This is a genomic window from Pseudomonas sp. MPB23 (assembly GCF_046605395.1).
Taxonomy (GTDB): domain Bacteria; phylum Pseudomonadota; class Gammaproteobacteria; order Pseudomonadales; family Pseudomonadaceae; genus Aquipseudomonas.
This window is the reverse complement of sequence record NZ_CP176771.1, coordinates 1,770,668-1,788,050: the sequence shown is the minus strand read 5'-3', so window position 1 is coordinate 1,788,050 and position 17,383 is coordinate 1,770,668. Positions and strand designations below refer to the sequence as shown.

19 protein-coding genes are annotated in these 17,383 nt (G+C 61.5%); 9 read left to right on the top strand and 10 right to left on the bottom strand.

Annotated features, from left to right (window positions below; genetic code table 11):
- Nucleotides 1-35 precede the first annotated feature (35 nt).
- Nucleotides 36-1,258, top strand: a protein-coding gene (locus ACLH0J_RS08340; protein WP_411389081.1) for an IS3 family transposase whose coding sequence is annotated in 2 segments (ribosomal slippage) — nucleotides 36-387 and nucleotides 387-1,258 — 1,224 coding nt in all. Because the reading frame shifts where the segments join, the coding sequence is not laid out codon by codon here.
- A 71-nt stretch (nucleotides 1,259-1,329) separates the two neighbouring features.
- Here the strand turns inward: ACLH0J_RS08340 and ACLH0J_RS08335 are convergent.
- The 6 genes from ACLH0J_RS08335 to lptM are packed head-to-tail and all read right to left on the bottom strand — an operon-like array spanning nucleotide 1,330 to nucleotide 5,912.
- Nucleotides 1,330-2,025, bottom strand: coding sequence for an HAD family hydrolase (locus ACLH0J_RS08335; RefSeq protein ID WP_411391603.1), 696 nt, complete (start codon nucleotides 2,023-2,025; stop codon nucleotides 1,330-1,332).
- The gene (gene xerC / locus ACLH0J_RS08330; RefSeq protein WP_411391602.1) at nucleotides 2,022-2,921 is read right to left on the bottom strand and encodes a tyrosine recombinase XerC; all 900 of its coding nucleotides are present in this window, start codon (nucleotides 2,919-2,921) and stop codon (nucleotides 2,022-2,024) included. Before xerC ends, ACLH0J_RS08335 begins: the two co-directional genes overlap by 4 nt.
- Before the next feature lie 2 nt (nucleotides 2,922-2,923).
- Entirely contained in the window at nucleotides 2,924-3,640 is a 717-nt protein-coding gene (locus ACLH0J_RS08325) for a DUF484 family protein (RefSeq protein ID WP_411391601.1), read from the bottom strand.
- 13 nt (nucleotides 3,641-3,653) lie between these two features.
- Nucleotides 3,654-4,484: a diaminopimelate epimerase gene (gene dapF / locus ACLH0J_RS08320; RefSeq protein ID WP_411391600.1), complete on the bottom strand. Its 831-nt coding sequence runs from the start codon at nucleotides 4,482-4,484 to the stop codon at nucleotides 3,654-3,656.
- Nucleotides 4,485-4,487: 3 nt separating this feature from the next.
- Nucleotides 4,488-5,735 (bottom strand): diaminopimelate decarboxylase, encoded by a 1,248-nt coding sequence (lysA, locus tag ACLH0J_RS08315; RefSeq protein ID WP_411391599.1) that lies wholly within the window; start codon nucleotides 5,733-5,735, stop codon nucleotides 4,488-4,490.
- 9 nt (nucleotides 5,736-5,744) lie between these two features.
- On the bottom strand, nucleotides 5,745-5,912 hold the full coding sequence (lptM, locus tag ACLH0J_RS08310) for an LPS translocon maturation chaperone LptM (RefSeq protein ID WP_411391598.1): 168 nt from the start codon (nucleotides 5,910-5,912) through the stop codon (nucleotides 5,745-5,747).
- A 238-nt stretch (nucleotides 5,913-6,150) separates the two neighbouring features.
- Here lptM and cyaY point away from each other — a divergent pair, with 238 nt between their 5' ends.
- The 3 genes from cyaY (at nucleotide 6,151) to rnk (ending at nucleotide 7,264) form a co-directional block, all read left to right on the top strand.
- Nucleotides 6,151-6,498 (top strand): iron donor protein CyaY, encoded by a 348-nt coding sequence (gene cyaY / locus ACLH0J_RS08305; RefSeq protein WP_122716428.1) that lies wholly within the window; start codon nucleotides 6,151-6,153, stop codon nucleotides 6,496-6,498.
- Between the two features lie 2 nt (nucleotides 6,499-6,500).
- Nucleotides 6,501-6,719: a DUF1289 domain-containing protein gene (locus ACLH0J_RS08300; protein WP_411391597.1), complete on the top strand. Its 219-nt coding sequence runs from the start codon at nucleotides 6,501-6,503 to the stop codon at nucleotides 6,717-6,719.
- 131 nt (nucleotides 6,720-6,850) lie between these two features.
- Nucleotides 6,851-7,264 carry a nucleoside diphosphate kinase regulator gene (gene rnk / locus ACLH0J_RS08295; RefSeq protein ID WP_411391596.1) on the top strand — a complete coding sequence of 138 codons (414 nt, stop codon included), beginning with the start codon at nucleotides 6,851-6,853 and terminating at the stop codon, nucleotides 7,262-7,264.
- On the opposite strand, the gene ACLH0J_RS08290 is transcribed toward rnk, so the two are convergent.
- The 3 genes from ACLH0J_RS08290 to ACLH0J_RS08280 all read right to left on the bottom strand — a co-directional run bounded on the left by ACLH0J_RS08290 (nucleotide 7,261) and on the right by ACLH0J_RS08280 (nucleotide 10,922).
- Nucleotides 7,261-10,101 (bottom strand): class I adenylate cyclase, encoded by a 2,841-nt coding sequence (locus ACLH0J_RS08290; RefSeq protein ID WP_411391595.1) that lies wholly within the window; start codon nucleotides 10,099-10,101, stop codon nucleotides 7,261-7,263. The genes rnk and ACLH0J_RS08290 overlap by 4 nt on opposite strands.
- A gap of 168 nt (nucleotides 10,102-10,269) precedes the next feature.
- Nucleotides 10,270-10,524: a TIGR02647 family protein gene (locus tag ACLH0J_RS08285; protein ID WP_411391594.1), complete on the bottom strand. Its 255-nt coding sequence runs from the start codon at nucleotides 10,522-10,524 to the stop codon at nucleotides 10,270-10,272.
- 113 nt (nucleotides 10,525-10,637) lie between these two features.
- A complete protein-coding gene (locus tag ACLH0J_RS08280; RefSeq protein ID WP_010567198.1) occupies nucleotides 10,638-10,922 on the bottom strand; it encodes a hypothetical protein in 285 nt (94 codons plus the stop codon).
- Nucleotides 10,923-11,048: 126 nt separating this feature from the next.
- Between ACLH0J_RS08280 and ACLH0J_RS08275 the strand changes: the two genes are divergently transcribed.
- Nucleotides 11,049-11,708: a glutathione S-transferase family protein gene (locus ACLH0J_RS08275; RefSeq protein ID WP_411391593.1), complete on the top strand. Its 660-nt coding sequence runs from the start codon at nucleotides 11,049-11,051 to the stop codon at nucleotides 11,706-11,708.
- 47 nt (nucleotides 11,709-11,755) lie between these two features.
- On the opposite strand, the gene argH is transcribed toward ACLH0J_RS08275, so the two are convergent.
- Complete coding sequence (argH, locus tag ACLH0J_RS08270; protein ID WP_010567200.1) at nucleotides 11,756-13,150, bottom strand: argininosuccinate lyase; 1,395 nt, start codon at nucleotides 13,148-13,150, stop codon at nucleotides 11,756-11,758.
- Between the two features lie 502 nt (nucleotides 13,151-13,652).
- Here argH and ACLH0J_RS08265 point away from each other — a divergent pair.
- The 4 genes from ACLH0J_RS08265 to ACLH0J_RS08250 all read left to right on the top strand — a co-directional run bounded on the left by ACLH0J_RS08265 (nucleotide 13,653) and on the right by ACLH0J_RS08250 (nucleotide 17,379).
- On the top strand, nucleotides 13,653-14,399 hold the full coding sequence (locus ACLH0J_RS08265) for a LytR/AlgR family response regulator transcription factor (RefSeq protein WP_411391592.1): 747 nt from the start codon (nucleotides 13,653-13,655) through the stop codon (nucleotides 14,397-14,399).
- Between the two features lie 138 nt (nucleotides 14,400-14,537).
- Nucleotides 14,538-15,479 carry a hydroxymethylbilane synthase gene (hemC, locus tag ACLH0J_RS08260; protein ID WP_411391591.1) on the top strand — a complete coding sequence of 314 codons (942 nt, stop codon included), beginning with the start codon at nucleotides 14,538-14,540 and terminating at the stop codon, nucleotides 15,477-15,479.
- The gene (locus tag ACLH0J_RS08255) at nucleotides 15,476-16,225 is read left to right on the top strand and encodes a uroporphyrinogen-III synthase (protein ID WP_411391590.1); all 750 of its coding nucleotides are present in this window, start codon (nucleotides 15,476-15,478) and stop codon (nucleotides 16,223-16,225) included. The genes hemC and ACLH0J_RS08255 overlap by 4 nt, the downstream gene beginning before the upstream one ends.
- A gap of 41 nt (nucleotides 16,226-16,266) precedes the next feature.
- Complete coding sequence (locus tag ACLH0J_RS08250) at nucleotides 16,267-17,379, top strand: uroporphyrinogen-III C-methyltransferase (protein ID WP_411391589.1); 1,113 nt, start codon at nucleotides 16,267-16,269, stop codon at nucleotides 17,377-17,379.
- The last annotated feature ends 4 nt before the right edge of the window (nucleotides 17,380-17,383 follow it).

Here is a 17,383-nt window from a genome sequence, read left to right as displayed (position 1 = left end):
GTTTACACCTTCTGACCGATCTTCAGGAGGATTCAATGGATACGGGAAAAAGGCGGAGCCAGCGCGATTACACGCTAGCTTTTAAATTGTCAGTCGTAGATCAAGTCGAAAAAGGCGAGTTGAGTTATAAAGAGGCTCAACGGCGCTTTGGCATTCAAGGCCGGTCCACGGTACTGGTTTGGTTACGCAAGCATGGCCGACAGGACTGGAGCCAAGGCGCCTCAATCCGAGCGCTGCGGAGCAGGCCGATGACCGACCCCAACCTCCCGCTGACACCCGAACAGCGGATCAAAGAGCTTGAAGAACAGTTGGCGCTGAGCAATCAGAAGGCCCAGTTCTTTGAAGCTGTCGTGAACGTCTTGAAAAATGATTACGGTGTGTCCATCGTAAAAAAGCGACCCGGCAAGTCCTCTCGCAAGGGCAAATCCAAGACCTGAGCATTACCAGGGCTTGCCTGTTTATGGGCATTTCGCGCCAAGCGTATTACAAGCGCAACCGAGCCTTTGACGCGAGAGTTTGCCAAGACCAGCAGGTAGTGGAATTCGTTCTGGAAAAGCGTCGCCGCCAGCCGAGGCTTGGGACGCGCAAACTGCACCACCTGATGGTAACTGAAGCCGCAGCGACGCTACGTGTCGGTCGAGACCGCCTGTTTTCCATCTTGCGAGAGGCGCGAGAGCTAGTCCCTCGCAAACGTGCTTATCATAAAACCACGCATAGCCATCATCGCTTCCGCCGTCACCCCAACCTACTCAAAGCTGGCCCGGAACAAGTTGTAGCCAGCAGACCTGAGCAGGTTTGGGTCGCAGACATTACCTATCTCCCAACGCGGGAAAGTGTCGCTTACGTCAGCCTGATAACAGACGCGTACTCACGCAAAATCGTGGGTCATCATGTGCACGGCAGCCTGCATACGGAGTCGGTGGTCAGGGCACTGCAGAAGGCTGTTAGTCAGCGAAAATCCAATCAACCGCTCATCCATCATTCAGATCGCGGAGCCCAGTATTGCTCCGATTTATACCAACGGATGCATACCCGGCATGGAATCAGGTGCTCAATGACTGACGGCTATGATTGCTATCAGAACGCGATGGCGGAGAGGATAAATGGGATTTTGAAGACTGAGTTTTTGCTGCATCGTCCCAAAGACCTGGCGGATGCAGTGAAAATGGTGGATGAGTCGGTGCAAATCTACAATCGGGAGCGGCCGCACTTATCCCTGAAATACAAAACGCCCGATGCAGTGCACCGGGCGTTTTGAGACTGAAATAGGTGTAAACCTATTTCAGGACTAGACAGGAAACAAATTCTGTTTGCCACTGAAGATCAGTGTCAGTTCCAGCTACGCAGTAACGCGGGCAACTCCGCCAGGCTACGAATCTGCGCGTCCGGGCGTTTGTCCGCTTCCCAAACCTTGCCCGTCGGGTTGAACCACACCGCACGAAGCCCCGCCTGCTGCGCGCCGGCGATGTCATCGCCCGGATGGTCGCCGACATGTACCGCCGCATTCGCGTCTACCCCTCCACGCTGCAACGCCTCCTCAAACAATCGCGCATCCGGCTTGGCGATGCCGACATCTTCGGCGCGCAGGGCAAAGTGGAAGTAGTCCGCCAGACCCACACGCTGTACATCGGCGTTGCCATTGGTGATCACGCCCAGCAGGAAATGCTGGCGCAGCGCCTGAAGCATGGGCTCGGCTTCAGGAAACACGGTGAGCTGGTGCCGTGCATGAATGAACGCTTCAAAGCACACATCGGCCATTTGCGTGGCCTCGGGCTGTGGATAGCCGGCCTCTTCAAACGCATGTATCAGGACGCGATGGCGTAAAAGGCTGATGCGGTTTTTCAGCTCGGGATGACGTTGCAGTACCTGCTGGCGCAGGCTGGCGAAGTGTTCCAGAGGCAGTTCGCCGACCTTGGACGCATGGGTCGCCAGCCATTCGCGCATCGACGCTTCGGCGCTGATGATGACCGGTACGTTGTCCCAGAGTGTGTCGTCCAGGTCGAAGGTGATCAGCTTGATACTCATGAGTCGCCGCCCTTGATGCGTTTGGCCCTTGGATGGGCGCTGTCGTACACCGTTGCCAGGTGTTGGAAGTCCAGGTGGGTATAGATCTGTGTCGTCTTGATATCAGAGTGGCCGAGCAGTTCCTGCACCGCGCGCAGGTCTTGGGACGATTCCAGCAAATGGCTGGCAAACGAGTGCCGCAGCATGTGCGGATGCAGGTTCTGCCCCAGCTCGCGCTCGCCGGCCGCCTTGACCCGCAGTTGAATCGCCCGCGGTCCCAGGCGCCGGCCCTGCTGGCTGACGAATACGGCGTCGTCCGCCGGGTTGGTCAGCGCGCGCAGGGGCAGCCACAGTTGCAGCGCTTCGCGGGCTTTGCGGCCGACCGGCAGCACGCGGGTCTTGCTGCCTTTGCCGAGCACTTGCACCAGGCCGTCGGCCAGGTCCAGTTGATCGAGATTCAGGCCCGTGAGCTCCGACAGGCGCAGGCCCGAAGAGTAGAACAGTTCGAGGATCGCTTGGTCGCGATGGGCGAGGAAGTCATCTTCCACGGCGCCATCGAGCAGTTGCAGGGCGCGATCGGTGTCCAGGGTCTTGGGCAGGCGCCGTTCGCCCTTGGGCGGGGCCAGGCCATTGGCCGGGTCGTGATCGCACAGGCCTTCACGGTTCAGGTAGTGATACAGGCCGCGCACCGCTGACAGCAGGCGCGCCAGGCTGCGCGAGGACTGGCCTTGCTGGTGCAGGCGCGCTATCAGGCTGCGAAGGCTCTGGATATCCAGAGCCTTCCAGCTGGGGATCTTTTGCTTTTCGCAGTAGGCCAGAACCTTGTTCAAGTCCCGCCGGTAGGCTTCCAGGGTATGGGGCGACACCTGGCGCTCGTTGCGCAGGTGAGCGCAATAAGCGTCCAGTTGCCGTTCCATGGCTAGCGCACCGCGCGCAGGGCGCTGGTGAAGCGCGGCAGTACGCGGCCCAGCACTTCGGCGATGTAGGTCAGGAACAGCGTGCCCACCGAGCTCTTGTAGTGCGCAGGATCTCGGCTGCCGATGGCCAGTACGCCGTGCAGGCCCTGATGGCTGATGGCGACCACGGCGGTGGAGCCGATCTGCTTGCGTTGTTCGGTGCCAAACAGGAAGTCCAGTTCGTGCTCGCGCAGGGTGCCGCTGATGGTCTTGCCTTCGGACAGCAGGCCTCCGATGGCGGTTTGCGCTTCGCCACCGCTGACCCAGCGACCCACCGGCATCGGGTTGTCGCTGAACAGGATCAAGCTGACGAAGGGCACCTGGAAGTCCAGGCGCAGGCTGTCTTCCACGGCGATCACCGTTTCTTCCAGGCTGGTGGCGTCCATCAGTGTGAGGATCAGGCGGCGGGTCTTGTCGAACAGGCGGTCGTTGTCACGCGCGACGTCCATCAACTGCGAGAGCCGATGGCGCATTTCGATGTTGCGCTCGCGCAGGATCTTCATCTGCCGCTCCACCAGCGACACGGTATCGCCGCGCTGGTGGGGGATGCGCAGGGCCGGCAGCAACTCTTCGTGGTCGACGAAAAAGTCCGGATTAGCCTCAAGGTACGCCGCGACAGCTGCGGCCTCCAGGCTTTCGCTCGGGGTTGCTTGGGCGGGTACTTGAGGCTTATCGGTCATTAGCTCGGCTCACTCATAGACGGACCTGTCCTTCGTATACACGCGTGGCCGGCCCGGTCATCAGCACCGGGTGGCCGGGGCCTGCCCATTCGATGGACAGGCGTCCACCGGGCAGGTCGATCAGCAGCGGCGAATCCATCCACCCCTGGCTGATTGCGGCCACGGCAGCAGCGCAAGCGCCGGTACCGCAAGCCTGGGTTTCGCCGGCACCGCGCTCCCACACACGCAATTGCGCGCGGGAACGGTCGACCACCTGCAGGAAGCCCACATTGACCCGTGCCGGAAAGCGCGGGTGATGTTCGATCTTCGGCCCCAGCTCATGCACGGGCGCGTTGTTGATGTCGTCGACCCGCAGCACCGCATGGGGGTTGCCCATCGACACGGCGGCGATATCCACCGATTGGCCATCGACGTCCAGCGCGTAGTGGGTCGCCTGCTCGGCTGCCTGGAACGGGATGTCCGCCGGCACCAGGCGTGGCGCGCCCATGTTGACGCTGATCTGGCCGTCGCTGCGGATATCCAGCTCGATCACACCGCTCTTGGTCTCGACGCGAATCTGGCGCTTGGCGGTCAGGCGCTTGTCGAGCACGAAGCGCGCAAAGCAGCGCGCTCCGTTGCCGCACTGTTCCACTTCGGAGCCGTCGGAGTTGAAGATCCGGTAACGGAAATCCACCTCCGGGTTGCTCGGCGCCTCGACGATCAGCAATTGGTCGAAGCCAATACCGGTATGCCGGTCGCCCCACTGTTTAGCGTGCTTGGGCAGGATGTGCGCGTGCTGGCTGACCAGGTCGAGGACCATGAAATCATTGCCCAGCCCGTGCATCTTGGTAAAACGCAGCAGCATGGCTTACTCCGGCAGCAGGCTTTCGCCAGCATACAACTCGGCTACCGTCTCACGGCGACGCACTTCAAACGCTTGATCACCGTCCACCAGCACCTCGGCGGTACGCCCGCGGGTGTTGTAGTTGGAGCTCATGACAAACCCATAGGCACCGGCCGAATGGACGGCCAGTAGGTCGCCTTCTTCCAGGGCCAGCTGACGATCCTTGGCCAGGAAGTCGCCGGTCTCGCAGATCGGGCCGACGATGTCATAGGCTCGTGCTTGGCTGTCGCGAGGCTTCACGGCGGTGACATTCATCCAGGCCTGATACAGCGCCGGGCGGATCAGGTCGTTCATCGCCGCGTCGACGATGGCGAAATCCTTGTGCTCGGTGTGCTTGAGGTACTCGACCTGGGTCAGCAGCACGCCGGCATTGGCAACGATGAAACGGCCCGGCTCGAACATCAGCGTCAGGTCGCGGCCTTCGATGCGCTCGCGTACGGCCTTGATGTAGTCGGCAATCAGCGGCGGCTCTTCGTCGCGATAACGCACGCCCACGCCGCCACCGAGGTCGATGTGGTGCAGGTAGATGCCGCACTCGCCAAGGCGATCGACCAGCGCCAGCAGGCGGTCGAGGGCATCGAGGAACGGTGGCAGGGTGGTCAGTTGCGAGCCGATATGGCAGTCGACGCCCAGCACTTCCAGGTTCGGCAACTGGGCGGCGCGGATGTACACGTCCTCGGCGTCGGCGATGGCGATGCCGAACTTGTTCTCTTTGAGACCGGTGGAAATGTACGGGTGGGTGCCGGCGTCGACGTCCGGGTTGACGCGCAGGGAGATCGGCGCGCGAACGCCCATCTCGGCCGCGACGACCTGCAGGCGTTCAAGCTCATCGGTGGACTCGACGTTGAAGCAGTGCACGCCGACTTCCAGGGCACGACGCATGTCTTCACGGCTCTTGCCGACGCCGGAGAACACGATTTTGTCAGCCTGGCCGCCAGCGGCCAGTACACGCTCCAGCTCGCCACGGGAGACGATGTCGAAACCGGCGCCCAAACGCGCCAGGACATTCAGTACACCCAGGTTGGAGTTGGCCTTGACCGCGTAGCACACCAGGTGCGGCACGCCATCGAGTGCGTCGGTGAATGAGCGGTATTGGGCTTCGATATGCGCGCGCGAGTACACATAGGTCGGGGTGCCAAAGCGCTCGGCAATCGCGGACAGCGCCACGCCTTCCGCGAACAGCTCGCCGTCCCGGTAGTTAAAAGCGTCCATGAGGTTCCCTTAGTAGGTGTCGTGCTTATGCGCTTTGACGGGCTTTTGCGACGATTGCGCCTGTTCATTCGGGTCTTTGCTGTCATCGGGCAGATACAGCGGGCCTTTTTGACCACAGGCACTAACGAGGCAAGCGACCGCGACGAGCGCAGCAAGAGAAGAGATCAGGCGCTTCATGGCGAAATCCTTGAATATGCATTAATTGCGCCCGAGTATACCGACCACCCGGCAGCTTGCCTATGCGCCGAAATACCCGTCCGGCGGGGGTTTGCCGAGATAGGCGAGAAGCGGGCTACGCTGGCTGAGGATATTTCGTACCGCCATCTGTAATGAAATCGGTATCCTTTGCAATCGGCGAGGCTCGCCCGTATCGTGCGGCGCTTGAGCAAAACCAGACACTTTTGAGGTTGCCACAATGAGTTTGACCGAAGCCCGTTTTCACGACCTGGTGGATTCGACCCAGCAGGCGCTGGAAGATATTTTCGACGACAGCGGCCTGGACGTGGACCTGGAAAATTCGGCCGGTGTGCTGACCGTCAAGTTCGAGAACGGCACCCAACTGATCTTCAGTCGCCAGGAGCCGTTGCGCCAACTGTGGCTGGCTGCACGTTCGGGTGGTTTTCACTTCGATTACAACGAAGAAGACAACAATTGGCAGTGCGATACCAGCGATGAGCTGCTCAGCGAAATGCTCGCGCGGCTGGTTCAGGAACAAGCCGGCGTCGAACTCGGCTTCGATGAGCTGAACCCCGACGAGAATTGATCGTGAGCCAGCCTGCAATCGTGCGTCCGCCCAAGCCGCTGTTCAGCAATGTCAGCCCGGCGGTGCCGTCACCTTGTATCAGTTTGTGTCGCCTGGATGAGCAGAAAGTCTGCCTCGGCTGCTTCCGTCATGTGGAAGACATCCGGGAATGGCGCTCCGCCGATGATCAGCGGCGGCGAGTGATCGTGGACCAGGCCGAGCGGCGTAAAGTCGCGCCCTGAGCCCGTCTTGTTTATTTGTGGTGCTGTGGTAGTGTCCGGGTACGCCTCAATCCATAGAGGCCCGTGAGAACCCCGCCTTTTTCTGGCGGGGTTTTGCTTTTTTGTGCAGAAAAAAGGAGTCTGCCTGAATCATGACCACCGCACCGTCCATCATTCTTACCCGTCTTGACGTGCAGCGTCTGGAGCAACTGATCGACCGCTTGGGCGACGAAGCTCCGGGCGTCGCGGCGTTGCAAGCCGAACTCGATCGCGCCGAAGACGTGGTTGGCCACGATGAAGTGCCTGCGGGTGTCGTGACCATGAACTCCAGCGTGCATTGCCGTGAGCAAGGCCGCGGCAAGGATTACCACCTGACCCTGGTCTATCCGAAAGACGCGAACGCCGATGAGGGCAAGATCTCGATCCTGGCTCCGGTGGGCAGTGCCTTGCTTGGCCTGCAAGTAGGCCAGCACATCGATTGGCCAGCACCTGGCGGCAAGACTCTCAAGCTTGAATTGCTCAGCGTTGACGCCCAGCCTAAAGACGGCGGTTCTTTTTCGCTCTAAATCTGGCTCAGCGCCTGGTTCAGTGAGCGCTCAAGTTCGGCCTTGTAACGCAGGTACAGATTGCTCGGGCTTTGCACATCACCGAGCAGACCCGACAGGTCCAGATCCGTGATATAGCAGCGGTAGCGCTCGGTTTCCCGGCGCTGCCCGACGATCTCTTGGGCGACCACTGCAAACAACCGGTCGCCAAACTCCAGTTCGGAAAACTCCCGCTGATTACAGTACAGGGTAATCCCCACCTGGCCAGGTGCCGCCTTGCCGATAATCGCCTGCACGTCATAAAACGGCTTGTTTGCCGGGTTTTGCGGTGCCGGCCGCGGCTCGATGCCACGTGCGCGGTTGCTGCCCGACGGCAGTAGTTGGTAGTACAGAATTTGCACCGCGCCCAGCGGTTGTTGCGGGTCCAGGGGCGACAGCGCGTCCCGGCGATAGATGATCGACTGCAGAAAGCGCTGCAACGGTACCAGCAGGCTCTGTTCGTCATGGAACGGCAAGCGTTGCTGCCAGAGCGCGTTGAATTCATCCAACACATACAGCTCGGCGAAGTCTTCGTTGACCCGGTAGAAGACCTGAATGCAATCGGCCATGCCCATGGGCAGCAGCAGCGCGAGCTCGTGGTCTTCCAGGGCCATGGCGTCCAGGTGCAGCGGGCTGTAGCTGGCCAATTCTTCGCTGAGGTAGGCGATCAACGCGTCCTGGGTCGGCAGCGACACGTGGGTGGCCTGGCCCGGTACCAATTCCATGACGTGATAGTGCTGTTGGACCTGCAGCACATAACGATGATTGCCCTGAGCCAGCTGCAGGTTCTGCGCGGTGTCGAAGATTTCTTCCACCCGCCGGGCAATGAATTGCGCGCGGTTGTGGCAGAAGCAGCGTACCCGCAGGCGTGGCAGGTGGTCCGGCGGCAGTTGGTTGAGGTAGTCGCGCAGGCAGTCGAGCAGGGCGTGGGGGCCGTCGTAGCGGCTGACCGTCACCTCGTTCCAGCTATTGAGTGTGACCTGGTCCAGGGTCAGCACCAGGTTGTCGCGTACACCGGCGTAGCTCAGGGAGTCGGTGCGCTCGGTGGTCATCAGGATATTCAGCTCGCGGTGGTGCTTGAGCGGGTCGACGCCGACGTTGATCAGCAGCAACACCTCTTCGGGCACGGCCGAGCGCAGCAGACGCTCTTCATCGACGCTGGCCAGGGGCAGGGCGATGGTCTGTTGCAGGCTGCCCAGCAGGTTGAACAGTTCGAATTCGGTCAGGTCGCTGACACCCGGGTGCAAGGCCAGGCGGGTGCTGCTGTCGATCACGCCGTTGCGGTGGCACCAAGTGAGCATTTCCAGGAGGTCGCGGCTGCGCTTGATCGGCGCAAAGTGCTCCCACTCCAGGGCGGTGAGGTTGCCGTTGTACAGGCCCCAATGGTGCTGGCCCGGCTCCTTGCGGATGGGCGATTGCACCAGGGTCAGGGTGTCTTCGGCCAGGTCCGGGGCGATGCCGGGGTTGATGAACTCGACCTTGCCGGCCTTGCGCTCAAAGGCGGCATACAGGCGCCGGCCCAGCACATTGAGGTCGCGCTTGTTGATCAGGCTGACGGTCTGTTCGGTGCGTGCGAACTGGGTCAGGAAGCGATAGCTGTAATTGAGCTCGTTGACCAGGGCGCGCCGTTCGGAAACCACCTGGCGGACTTTCCATTGGCTGCGGCTGTCCAGTAGCGCCAATTGGCGCTGGTCCCAACCCCACTCGTGGGCCAGGCGTTCCAGCAGTAGTCGCTGCCAGCCGGTACTGCGCTGGCCGGCGGTGAGCTTGCGGTTGACCTTCAGGTACAGCGCGCGGCGGACCAGTTCCAGGCGTTCGGGCTCGTTGCGCGCCTTGAGGTATTCCTCGATGCGCCGGTACACCACGATGTACGGGTCCAGTTCATCCAGGTCCATCTGGTTGGCGAACACCGCCCGTTTGAACCGCAGGCTCAAGCAGTGCACGTTCGGGTGCTCGCTGGCATAGACCTCGGTCAGCAGCAGCTTGAGCAGCGACTTGTAGGGCGACTCGATACCCTTGAACAGTTGCCACAGCCCGGCACCGATGAATTCGCCCGGCGGGATGCGCGCCAGGTGGCCGAGGTCGAGGGTTTCATCGGCGCGGATAAAGCGTTTGGAAATCAGCGTGTGGGTGAAGTCGGCGTAGCGTGATTCTTCATACACCGGCACCAGCCACCAGATCGGCGTGCGCCCGGCCAGCCAGATGGCGGTGCGGTAGAACTCGTCCAGCAACAGGTAATGCTGGGTGGTGCCGCAATCGTCAGAGCTCAGTTGCGTGTCGCGCTCGCCCAGTACAAAGCGTGTCGGCTCGATCAGGAAGAAGTGAGCTTCGGCACCCATGCTCAGGGCCCAGGCTTCCAGCAGCTGGCATTTTTTGCGCAGTTCGGCCAGCGCGTCTTCGCCCAGGTCTGCCGCGTGGCACACCCACACGTCCATATCGCTCTGATCGGCCTGGGCCAGGGTGCCGAGGCTGCCCATCAGGAACAGGCCGTGGATCGGCCGCGGCGGGTTGCCGTGGCGTGGCTTGTAGGAGAATGAGCGGGTGAGGCGCTGGGCTTCGGTCAGGGCTTGAGTATCGGGTTCGAAGTTCGACAGGCCCGCCGGCGTGCTGCCCGAGACGTAGCCTGGCAACAGCGGGTGGTTGACGTGGAAAAACAGCGGTAACAGGGTCAGCACGCTTTGCTGGCGTGGCGTCAGCCCTTCGACGGCGCGGGCCATGCGGCCCTCATTGAGCGCCATGAAACGCGCACGCAACTGGGCCAGCACCTTACGGTCGATGCCTTCGTCCAGGTCGGGGCGGATCTCATGGGTGCGACTCATATCGAATTCGGTGGCTCGCAGGGCCCGACGTGGGCGGCCGTGTAGGAGTTTACAGTCAGTAGCGTAGGAGGTTTAGAGGGAAAAGGTTTTTGGCGTCAGAATATTGTGCCGCCCACGGCAACGCCCTCGGAATCCGCATTGGGCGGACTCCATGGGCGGTATCCGGTATCAGGCGGCTTCTTTGTTCGTGGCGGTCGTCAGGATAGTCAGCAGGGTTTGCGCCTGCTCGGCAGCGTCCCGGCCCAGGCTGGTCAGGTAGCCTCCGTCCGGCTGATCAATCAGTTTTTTCTCGAACAGGCGCTTGGCCGCGGCGATGGCAGTGGGAGCGGCGGTCTGGTGGACTTTCAGACCTTCCTGGGAGCTGTCCAGGTTGAAGAGTGCAAGGATTTCCAGTTCGGCAACCAACTCAGGGGTATACGACATAAGGACTCCAGACTTTCTAAGAATTTGTTAGAGGCTAGCAGGCCATAAGGTGAACGCACTTTGGCAGGCTGTCCAGTAGGAGCGAGCAAGCTCGCTCCTACGGAAAATAGCGACTACTGGTTTTCGGGTGGCAGTTCAGGCAGCGCTCTTAACGCGGTTTCATACCATTGGGTATCGAAGGCGCGGTCTTCGTCCAGCATCTTGTCGATCTCCACCGCCAGTACGTGGGCCATGAGATTCAAAATTTCATCGCGCTCGTAACCCACCAGGGTCAGCTTGTTGAATGTGGCTTTGGCGGCCGGCGGGTTATCGCTTTCGATCTGGTTTTCGATGGCCTGGGTCAGCGTGCTTTCGGCAAACTCTTCTTCGTCGTTGTCGATATCGGTCGGCTCGCTCATGGCAGGCTCCTCAAGGAAAGGGCGCCAGTCTACCTCCATTCAGGCAGGTGATGCTGCTGGTCAGATCGGGCCTGGGGATCTATAACGCTTGCAGCCAACCCCATTCCCGGCCTGGAGGCGACTGTCATGCTCAAGCTCTACGGATTCTCGGTCAGCAACTACTACAACATGGTCAAACTGGCGTTGCTGGAGAAAGGGCTGCCTTTTGAAGAGGTGCCTTTCTATGCCGGGCAAACTCCCGATGCTCTGGCGGTAAGCCCGCGAGGCAAGGTGCCGGTACTGGGCGTGAAGCAAGGTTTTATCAACGAAACCAGCGTGATCCTCGAATACATCGAACAAACCCAGGAAGGCCCGTCGCTGCTCCCGGCCGAGCCGTTTCAACGCGCCCAGGTGCTGGCGTTGTGCAGGGAAATCGAGCTGTACATCGAATTGCCCGCACGGGCGTGCTTCGCCGAGGCGTTTTTCGGCATGGCGGTACCGGAGGCGGTCAAGGAAAAATCCAAGGCCGAGTTACTGTTGGGTGTGGCTTCGCTGGGGCGACACGGCAAGTTCGCGCCGTACGTGGCGGGGGAGAGCTTCACCCTGGCGGATCTGTATTTTATGTACAGCCTGAACCTTGCCTGCGGCGTAGGCGAGAAGCTGTTTGGCCTGGACCTGCTGGCGGAGTACCCGGCGGCCAAGACGTTGCTGGAGCGCTTGCATGCCATGCCCAACGCCCAGAAGGTGGCGGCGGACAGGGACGCGGCGATGCCGGCGTTCATGGCGATGATTGCGGCGAAGAAATGAGTTAGCCATGTGGGAGGGAGCAAGCCCCCTCCCACATTCTGATGCGTTTAGCGGCTGGCGAGCAGCGCCTGGCCGCGCACGACGGCTGCCTTCACCTGTGCCGGCGCAGTGCCGCCCACATGGTTACGGGCATTGACCGAGCCTTCCAGGGTCAGCACGGCAAACACGTCCTGTTCGATCTGGTCGCTGAACTGGCGCAGTTCTTCCAGGCTCATTTCCGCCAGGTCCTTGCCGCTTTCCACGCCGTATTTCACCGCATGGCCGACGATCTCGTGACAGTCGCGGAACGGCAGGCCACGGCGCACCAGATAGTCCGCCAGGTCGGTGGCGGTGGAGAAACCGCGCAAGGCCGCTTCCCGCATGATCGCGTGCTTGGGCTTGATCGCCGGAATCATGTCGGCAAAGGCACGCAGCGAGTCGCGCAGGGTGTCGGCGGCGTCGAACAGCGGTTCCTTGTCTTCCTGGTTGTCCTTGTTGTAGGCCAGGGGTTGGCCTTTCATCAGGGTCAGCAGGCCCATCAGTGCGCCGAATACGCGGCCGCTCTTGCCGCGTACCAATTCGGGTACGTCGGGGTTTTTCTTTTGCGGCATGATCGAACTGCCGGTGCAGAAACGGTCCGGCAGATCGATGAACTGGAATTGCGCGCTGGTCCACAGCACCAGCTCTTCGGAGAAGCGCGACAGGTGCATCATCGCGATGCTGGCGGCGGCGCAGAATTCGATGGCGAAGTCACGGTCCGAGACGCCATCCAGGGAGTTGCCGCCCACGGCGTCGAAACCCAGTAGTTGCGCGGTGTACTCGCGGTCGATCGGGTAGGTGGTGCCGGCCAGCGCGGCGCTGCCCAATGGCATGCGGTTGGCACGCTTGCGGCAATCGACCAGGCGCTCGTAGTCGCGGCTGAGCATCTCGAACCAGGCCAGCAGGTGGTGGCCGAAGGTTACGGGTTGTGCGGTCTGCAGGTGGGTGAAACCGGGCATGATGGTGTCCGATTCACGCTCGGCCTGTTCCAGCAGACCTTTTTGCAGACGGGTGATTTCGGCCAGGATCAGGTCGATTTCATCACGCAGCCACAGGCGGATATCGGTGGCCACCTGGTCGTTGCGGCTACGGCCGGTGTGCAGCTTCTTGCCGGTCACACCGATGCGATCGGTGAGGCGGGCCTCGATGTTCATGTGCACATCTTCCAGGTCGACGCGCCAGTCGAACGTGCCGGCTTCGATCTCACCGCGGATGGTGGTCAGGCCGTCGATGATGCTGTCACGCTCGGCGTCGGTCAGCACGCCGACCTTGGCCAACATCGTGGCGTGGGCGATGGAGCCCATGATGTCGTGGCGGTACAGGCGCTGGTCGAAGGTGACGGAGGCGGTGAAGCGGGCGACGAAGGCGTCGACGGGTTCACTGAAGCGGCCGCCCCAGGACTGGTTGGTCTTGTCGGTGCTCATGGATTCGCTCGTGATCTGCTTATAGGGAGGCATGGAAGTGTGCCGGCGATAATAACAGGGTTGCCCGTGATGGCGGTGCTGTGGGTCGTCGGCATTTTTATTTGTGCAAAGGATGGCTAAGTGCCTTGCCGCCGACCGCGTCCGGGACGAGACTGGAGGCAGGCTTGTTGAAACGATATTTGACGATTGAGCAATGTCGTCTCAGTGAGCGTCTACAGTTGGACTGATAGTGTGTGAATGCACCAAAGTCGGGTGACGCGGTCATAGCCCAGACTATCCATTTTAAAAGGGGGGTATTCGGATTGTGTATCAGCAAACCCTACGACGATGCCCGAAGGCACCAGGTCTTGGGCACTATTGAACAGGTCCGGGTAAATATGGGTGCCGCTCTCGGGGCACTTTTTGCCGCTCGCGCTAGTCTTAGCGTGGATCGCTGTGACGCAAGTCACCGCACCTGTCTACGCTATCCTTGTGCGAGACTCACGCAGGAATCCAGCGCAATATGAATGTCCTGATCGTTGATGACGAACCCCAAGCCCGCGAGCGACTGAGCCGTTTGGTCAGTGAGCTCGAGGGTTATACAGTCCTTGAACCGAGCGCCACCACGGGCGAAGAGGCGTTGACGCTGATCGACAGCCTCAAGCCGGATGTGGTGTTGCTCGATATCCGCATGCCAGGCCTCGACGGCCTGCAGGTTGCCGCCCGCTTGAGCGAGCGAGAATCGCCGCCTGCCGTGGTGTTGTGTGCTGCCCAGGAGGAGTTTTCCGCAGAGGCGCTGGAAGCCAGTGGCGTCAGCTTCCTTGCCAAGCCGGTGAGTGCCGAGGCATTGCTCAAGGCCCTGAAAAAAGCCGAGCGGCCCAACCGCATACAACTCGCTGCACTCACCCAGCCAGCCGCCCAAAGTGGTAATGGGCCACGTAGCCACATCAGTGCCCGCACACGCAAAGGCATCGAACTGATCCCCTTGAACCAGGTGGTCTACTTTATTGCCGATCACAAGTACGTGACCCTGCGGCACGAGACCGGTGAAGTGCTGCTCGATGAGCCGCTCAAGGCGCTCGAGGATGAATTTGGCGACCGCTTCGTGCGCATCCACCGCAATGCGCTGGTGGCCCGTGAGCGTATCGAACGCCTGCAACGCACGCCCCTGGGACACTTTCAGCTGTTCCTCAAAGGGCTCAATGGTGATGCGCTGATCGTCAGCCGACGCCATGTCGCGGGCGTGCGCAAAATGATGCAGCAGCTTTAGCCTAAGGGTTGCAGCAAGGCCTGCCTTCCTTATCCCGGTGCGACGTGGCCAGGGAGGCCAGGCACTTGCTGATTCAAATCAAAGCGTATTTGCCTGAGCTGTTATTATCTGCCGTATCTATTCAGTACGGATTGATCCATGTCCTCTCGCGAAATCCGCATCGCCACCCGTAAAAGCGCCCTGGCTTTGTGGCAAGCCGAATACGTCAAAGCCCGCCTTGAACAGGCTCATCCCGGCCTCAAGGTGACTTTGGTGCCTATGGTCAGTCGTGGCGACAAGCTGCTGGACTCGCCGCTGTCGAAAATCGGCGGCAAGGGCCTGTTCGTCAAAGAGCTGGAAACTGCGCTGCTGGAAAACCACGCCGATATCGCTGTGCACTCGATGAAAGACGTGCCCATGGACTTCCCCGAAGGCCTGGGCCTGTTTTGCATCTGCGAGCGTGAAGACCCGCGCGATGCCTTCGTTTCCAATACCTACGCGTCCCTGGATGAACTGCCCCAGGGCAGTGTCGTGGGCACCTCCAGCCTGCGTCGCCAGGCACAATTGCTGACCCGCCGCCCTGACCTGCAGATCCGCTTCCTGCGCGGCAACGTCAACACGCGCTTGGCCAAGCTGGATGCCGGTGAGTACGACGCGATCATCCTCGCTTCGGCGGGCTTGATCCGCCTGGGTTTCGAAGGCCGCATCACGTCGGCCATCAGTGTCGAGGACAGCCTGCCCGCAGGTGGGCAGGGTGCCGTGGGCATCGAATGTCGCACCGTCGATACTGAAATCCACGCGCTGCTGCAACCGCTGGATCACCACGACACCGACGTGCGCGTCACGGCCGAGCGTGCCCTGAACAAGCACCTCAACGGTGGCTGTCAGGTGCCAATTGCGTGTTACGCGGTGCTTGAAGGTGAAAACCTGTGGCTGCGTGGCCTGGTGGGCGACCCGGACGGCGGCACGTTGTTGACGGCCCAAGCGCGTGGCCCGCAGCGAGACGCCGCAGCCCTGGGTATCCAGGTGGCGGAAGAGTTGCTGGACAAGGGCGCCGGCGCCATTCTGCAAAAAGTCTATGGCGAGGCCGGCCCGCAGTGACCGATTGGCGAGTGCTGCTGACGCGGCCCGCCGAAGAGTCGGCAGCCCTGGCAGCGACGTTGTCCGAAGCCGGTATCTTCAGCAGCAGCTTGCCGTTGCTGGATATCGAGCCGATACCGGTCACGCCCGAGCAACAAGCCATCTTGCGTGATCTGGGCCGCTATTGCGCGGTGATCGTGGTGAGCAAGCCGGCTGCGCGCCTGGCCTTGCAGCAGTTGGATCAAGCCTGGCCGCACCTGCGCTGGTTCAGCGTCGGCGCAGCCACCGCCCAAGTGCTGGCCGATCACGGCCTCGACGTGCAGTATCCGCAAACAGGCGACGACAGCGAGGCCTTGCTTCAATTGCCTGCGTTGCGCGAGGCTATCGCACGCCCGGATGCCCGGGTATTGATCCTGCGGGGCGAGGGGGGGCGCGAGTTGCTGGCTGAGCGTTTGCGCGAGCAAGGTGCTAGTGTCGACTACTTGGAGTTGTACCGCCGTTTCCTGCCGGCTTACGACACCGGTGTACTGACACAGCGCATCCAGTTGGAACGCTTGAACGGCCTGGTGGTCAGCAGTGGGCAGGGTTTTTTGCACTTGCAGGCCCTGGCCGGACCCGATTGGCCGCAGGTGGCCCAGTTGCCGTTGTTCGTGCCCAGCCCGCGAGTCTATGAGATGGCGCGGGCCGCTGGCGCAGAAAAAGTTGTGGATTGTCGCGGCGCGAGTGCCGCGGCTTTGTTAGTGGCGTTGGGCAGCTTTGCCTTATAAGGCATCCCGCCCCCACTCTCTGATACGCAAAGGACGGATACGTGAGCGAAACAGCCTTGCCCAAAGAAGAAGCCCAACCCGCACTCGATGCGCCGGTTGAGTCACCGGTCACCGCCCCGCGACGTGGCAATGGCCTGGCAATCGTGGCCCTGCTGCTGGGCGCCGCCGGTGTTGCCGCCGGCGGTTGGGGAATCTGGCAGGTCCGCGCCCTGCAAGCCAGCAGCCAGCAACAGCTAGGCCAGGTGCGAACCCTCGATGACCAATCCCAGTCCCTCAAGCAAAGCCAGCAGCAATTGGCTGCGCGCCTGGCGCAGTTGCCCGGTGCGGATGAGCTGGAGGAGCGCCGCCGCCTGGTCGCCCAATTGCAGGGGGATCAGCAGCATTTGAGCCAGCGCCTGGAAACCGTGCTGGGCGCCAGCCGCAAGGATTGGCGCCTGGCGGAGGCCGAGCACTTGATACGCCTGGCGAGCCTGCGCCTGTCTGCCCTGCAGGACATCAACAGTGCCCAGGCGCTGGTACAGGGTGCCGACGAGATTCTTCGTGAGCAGAGCGATCCAGGTTCCTACGCTGCGCGCGAACAGTTGGCCAAGAGCCTGGCGGCACTGCGCAGCACCGAGCAGCCGGACCGTACCGGGTTGTATCTGCAATTGGCGGCCTTGCGCGATCAGGTTGTGCAACTGGCGGCCGTCGCCCCGGAATATCAACTGACCGAGCCCGTTTCCCAAGGCCGTCCGACCACCGACACCGACAACCGTTGGAGCCAATGGTGGGAGCAGATCTCCCGTTACTTCCGCATCGACTTCAACCCCGATGACAACATCCGTCCGCTGTTGGCCGGCCAAGGTCTGAACCAAGTGCGTCTGGCCCTGAGCCTCGCCCTGGAGCAGGCACAATGGGCCGCGCTCAATGGCGAGTCGGCGGTCTACAGCCGCTCACTGGGCGAGGCGCGCAGCGTGCTGCAGGACAACTTCAACCAGGACAACCCGCAAAGCAAGGCGATGCTGGCGCGTATCGCCGAGCTTGAACCCAAGGCCGTTTCGGTGGTGACCCCGGACCTGGCCGCGAGCCTGGCGGCGGTGCAGGCGTACCTTGAACGTCGTCACCTGTCTGCCGACGAAGCCAAGGCGGCGGCCACGCCGGCGACCCAGGAGTAGAACC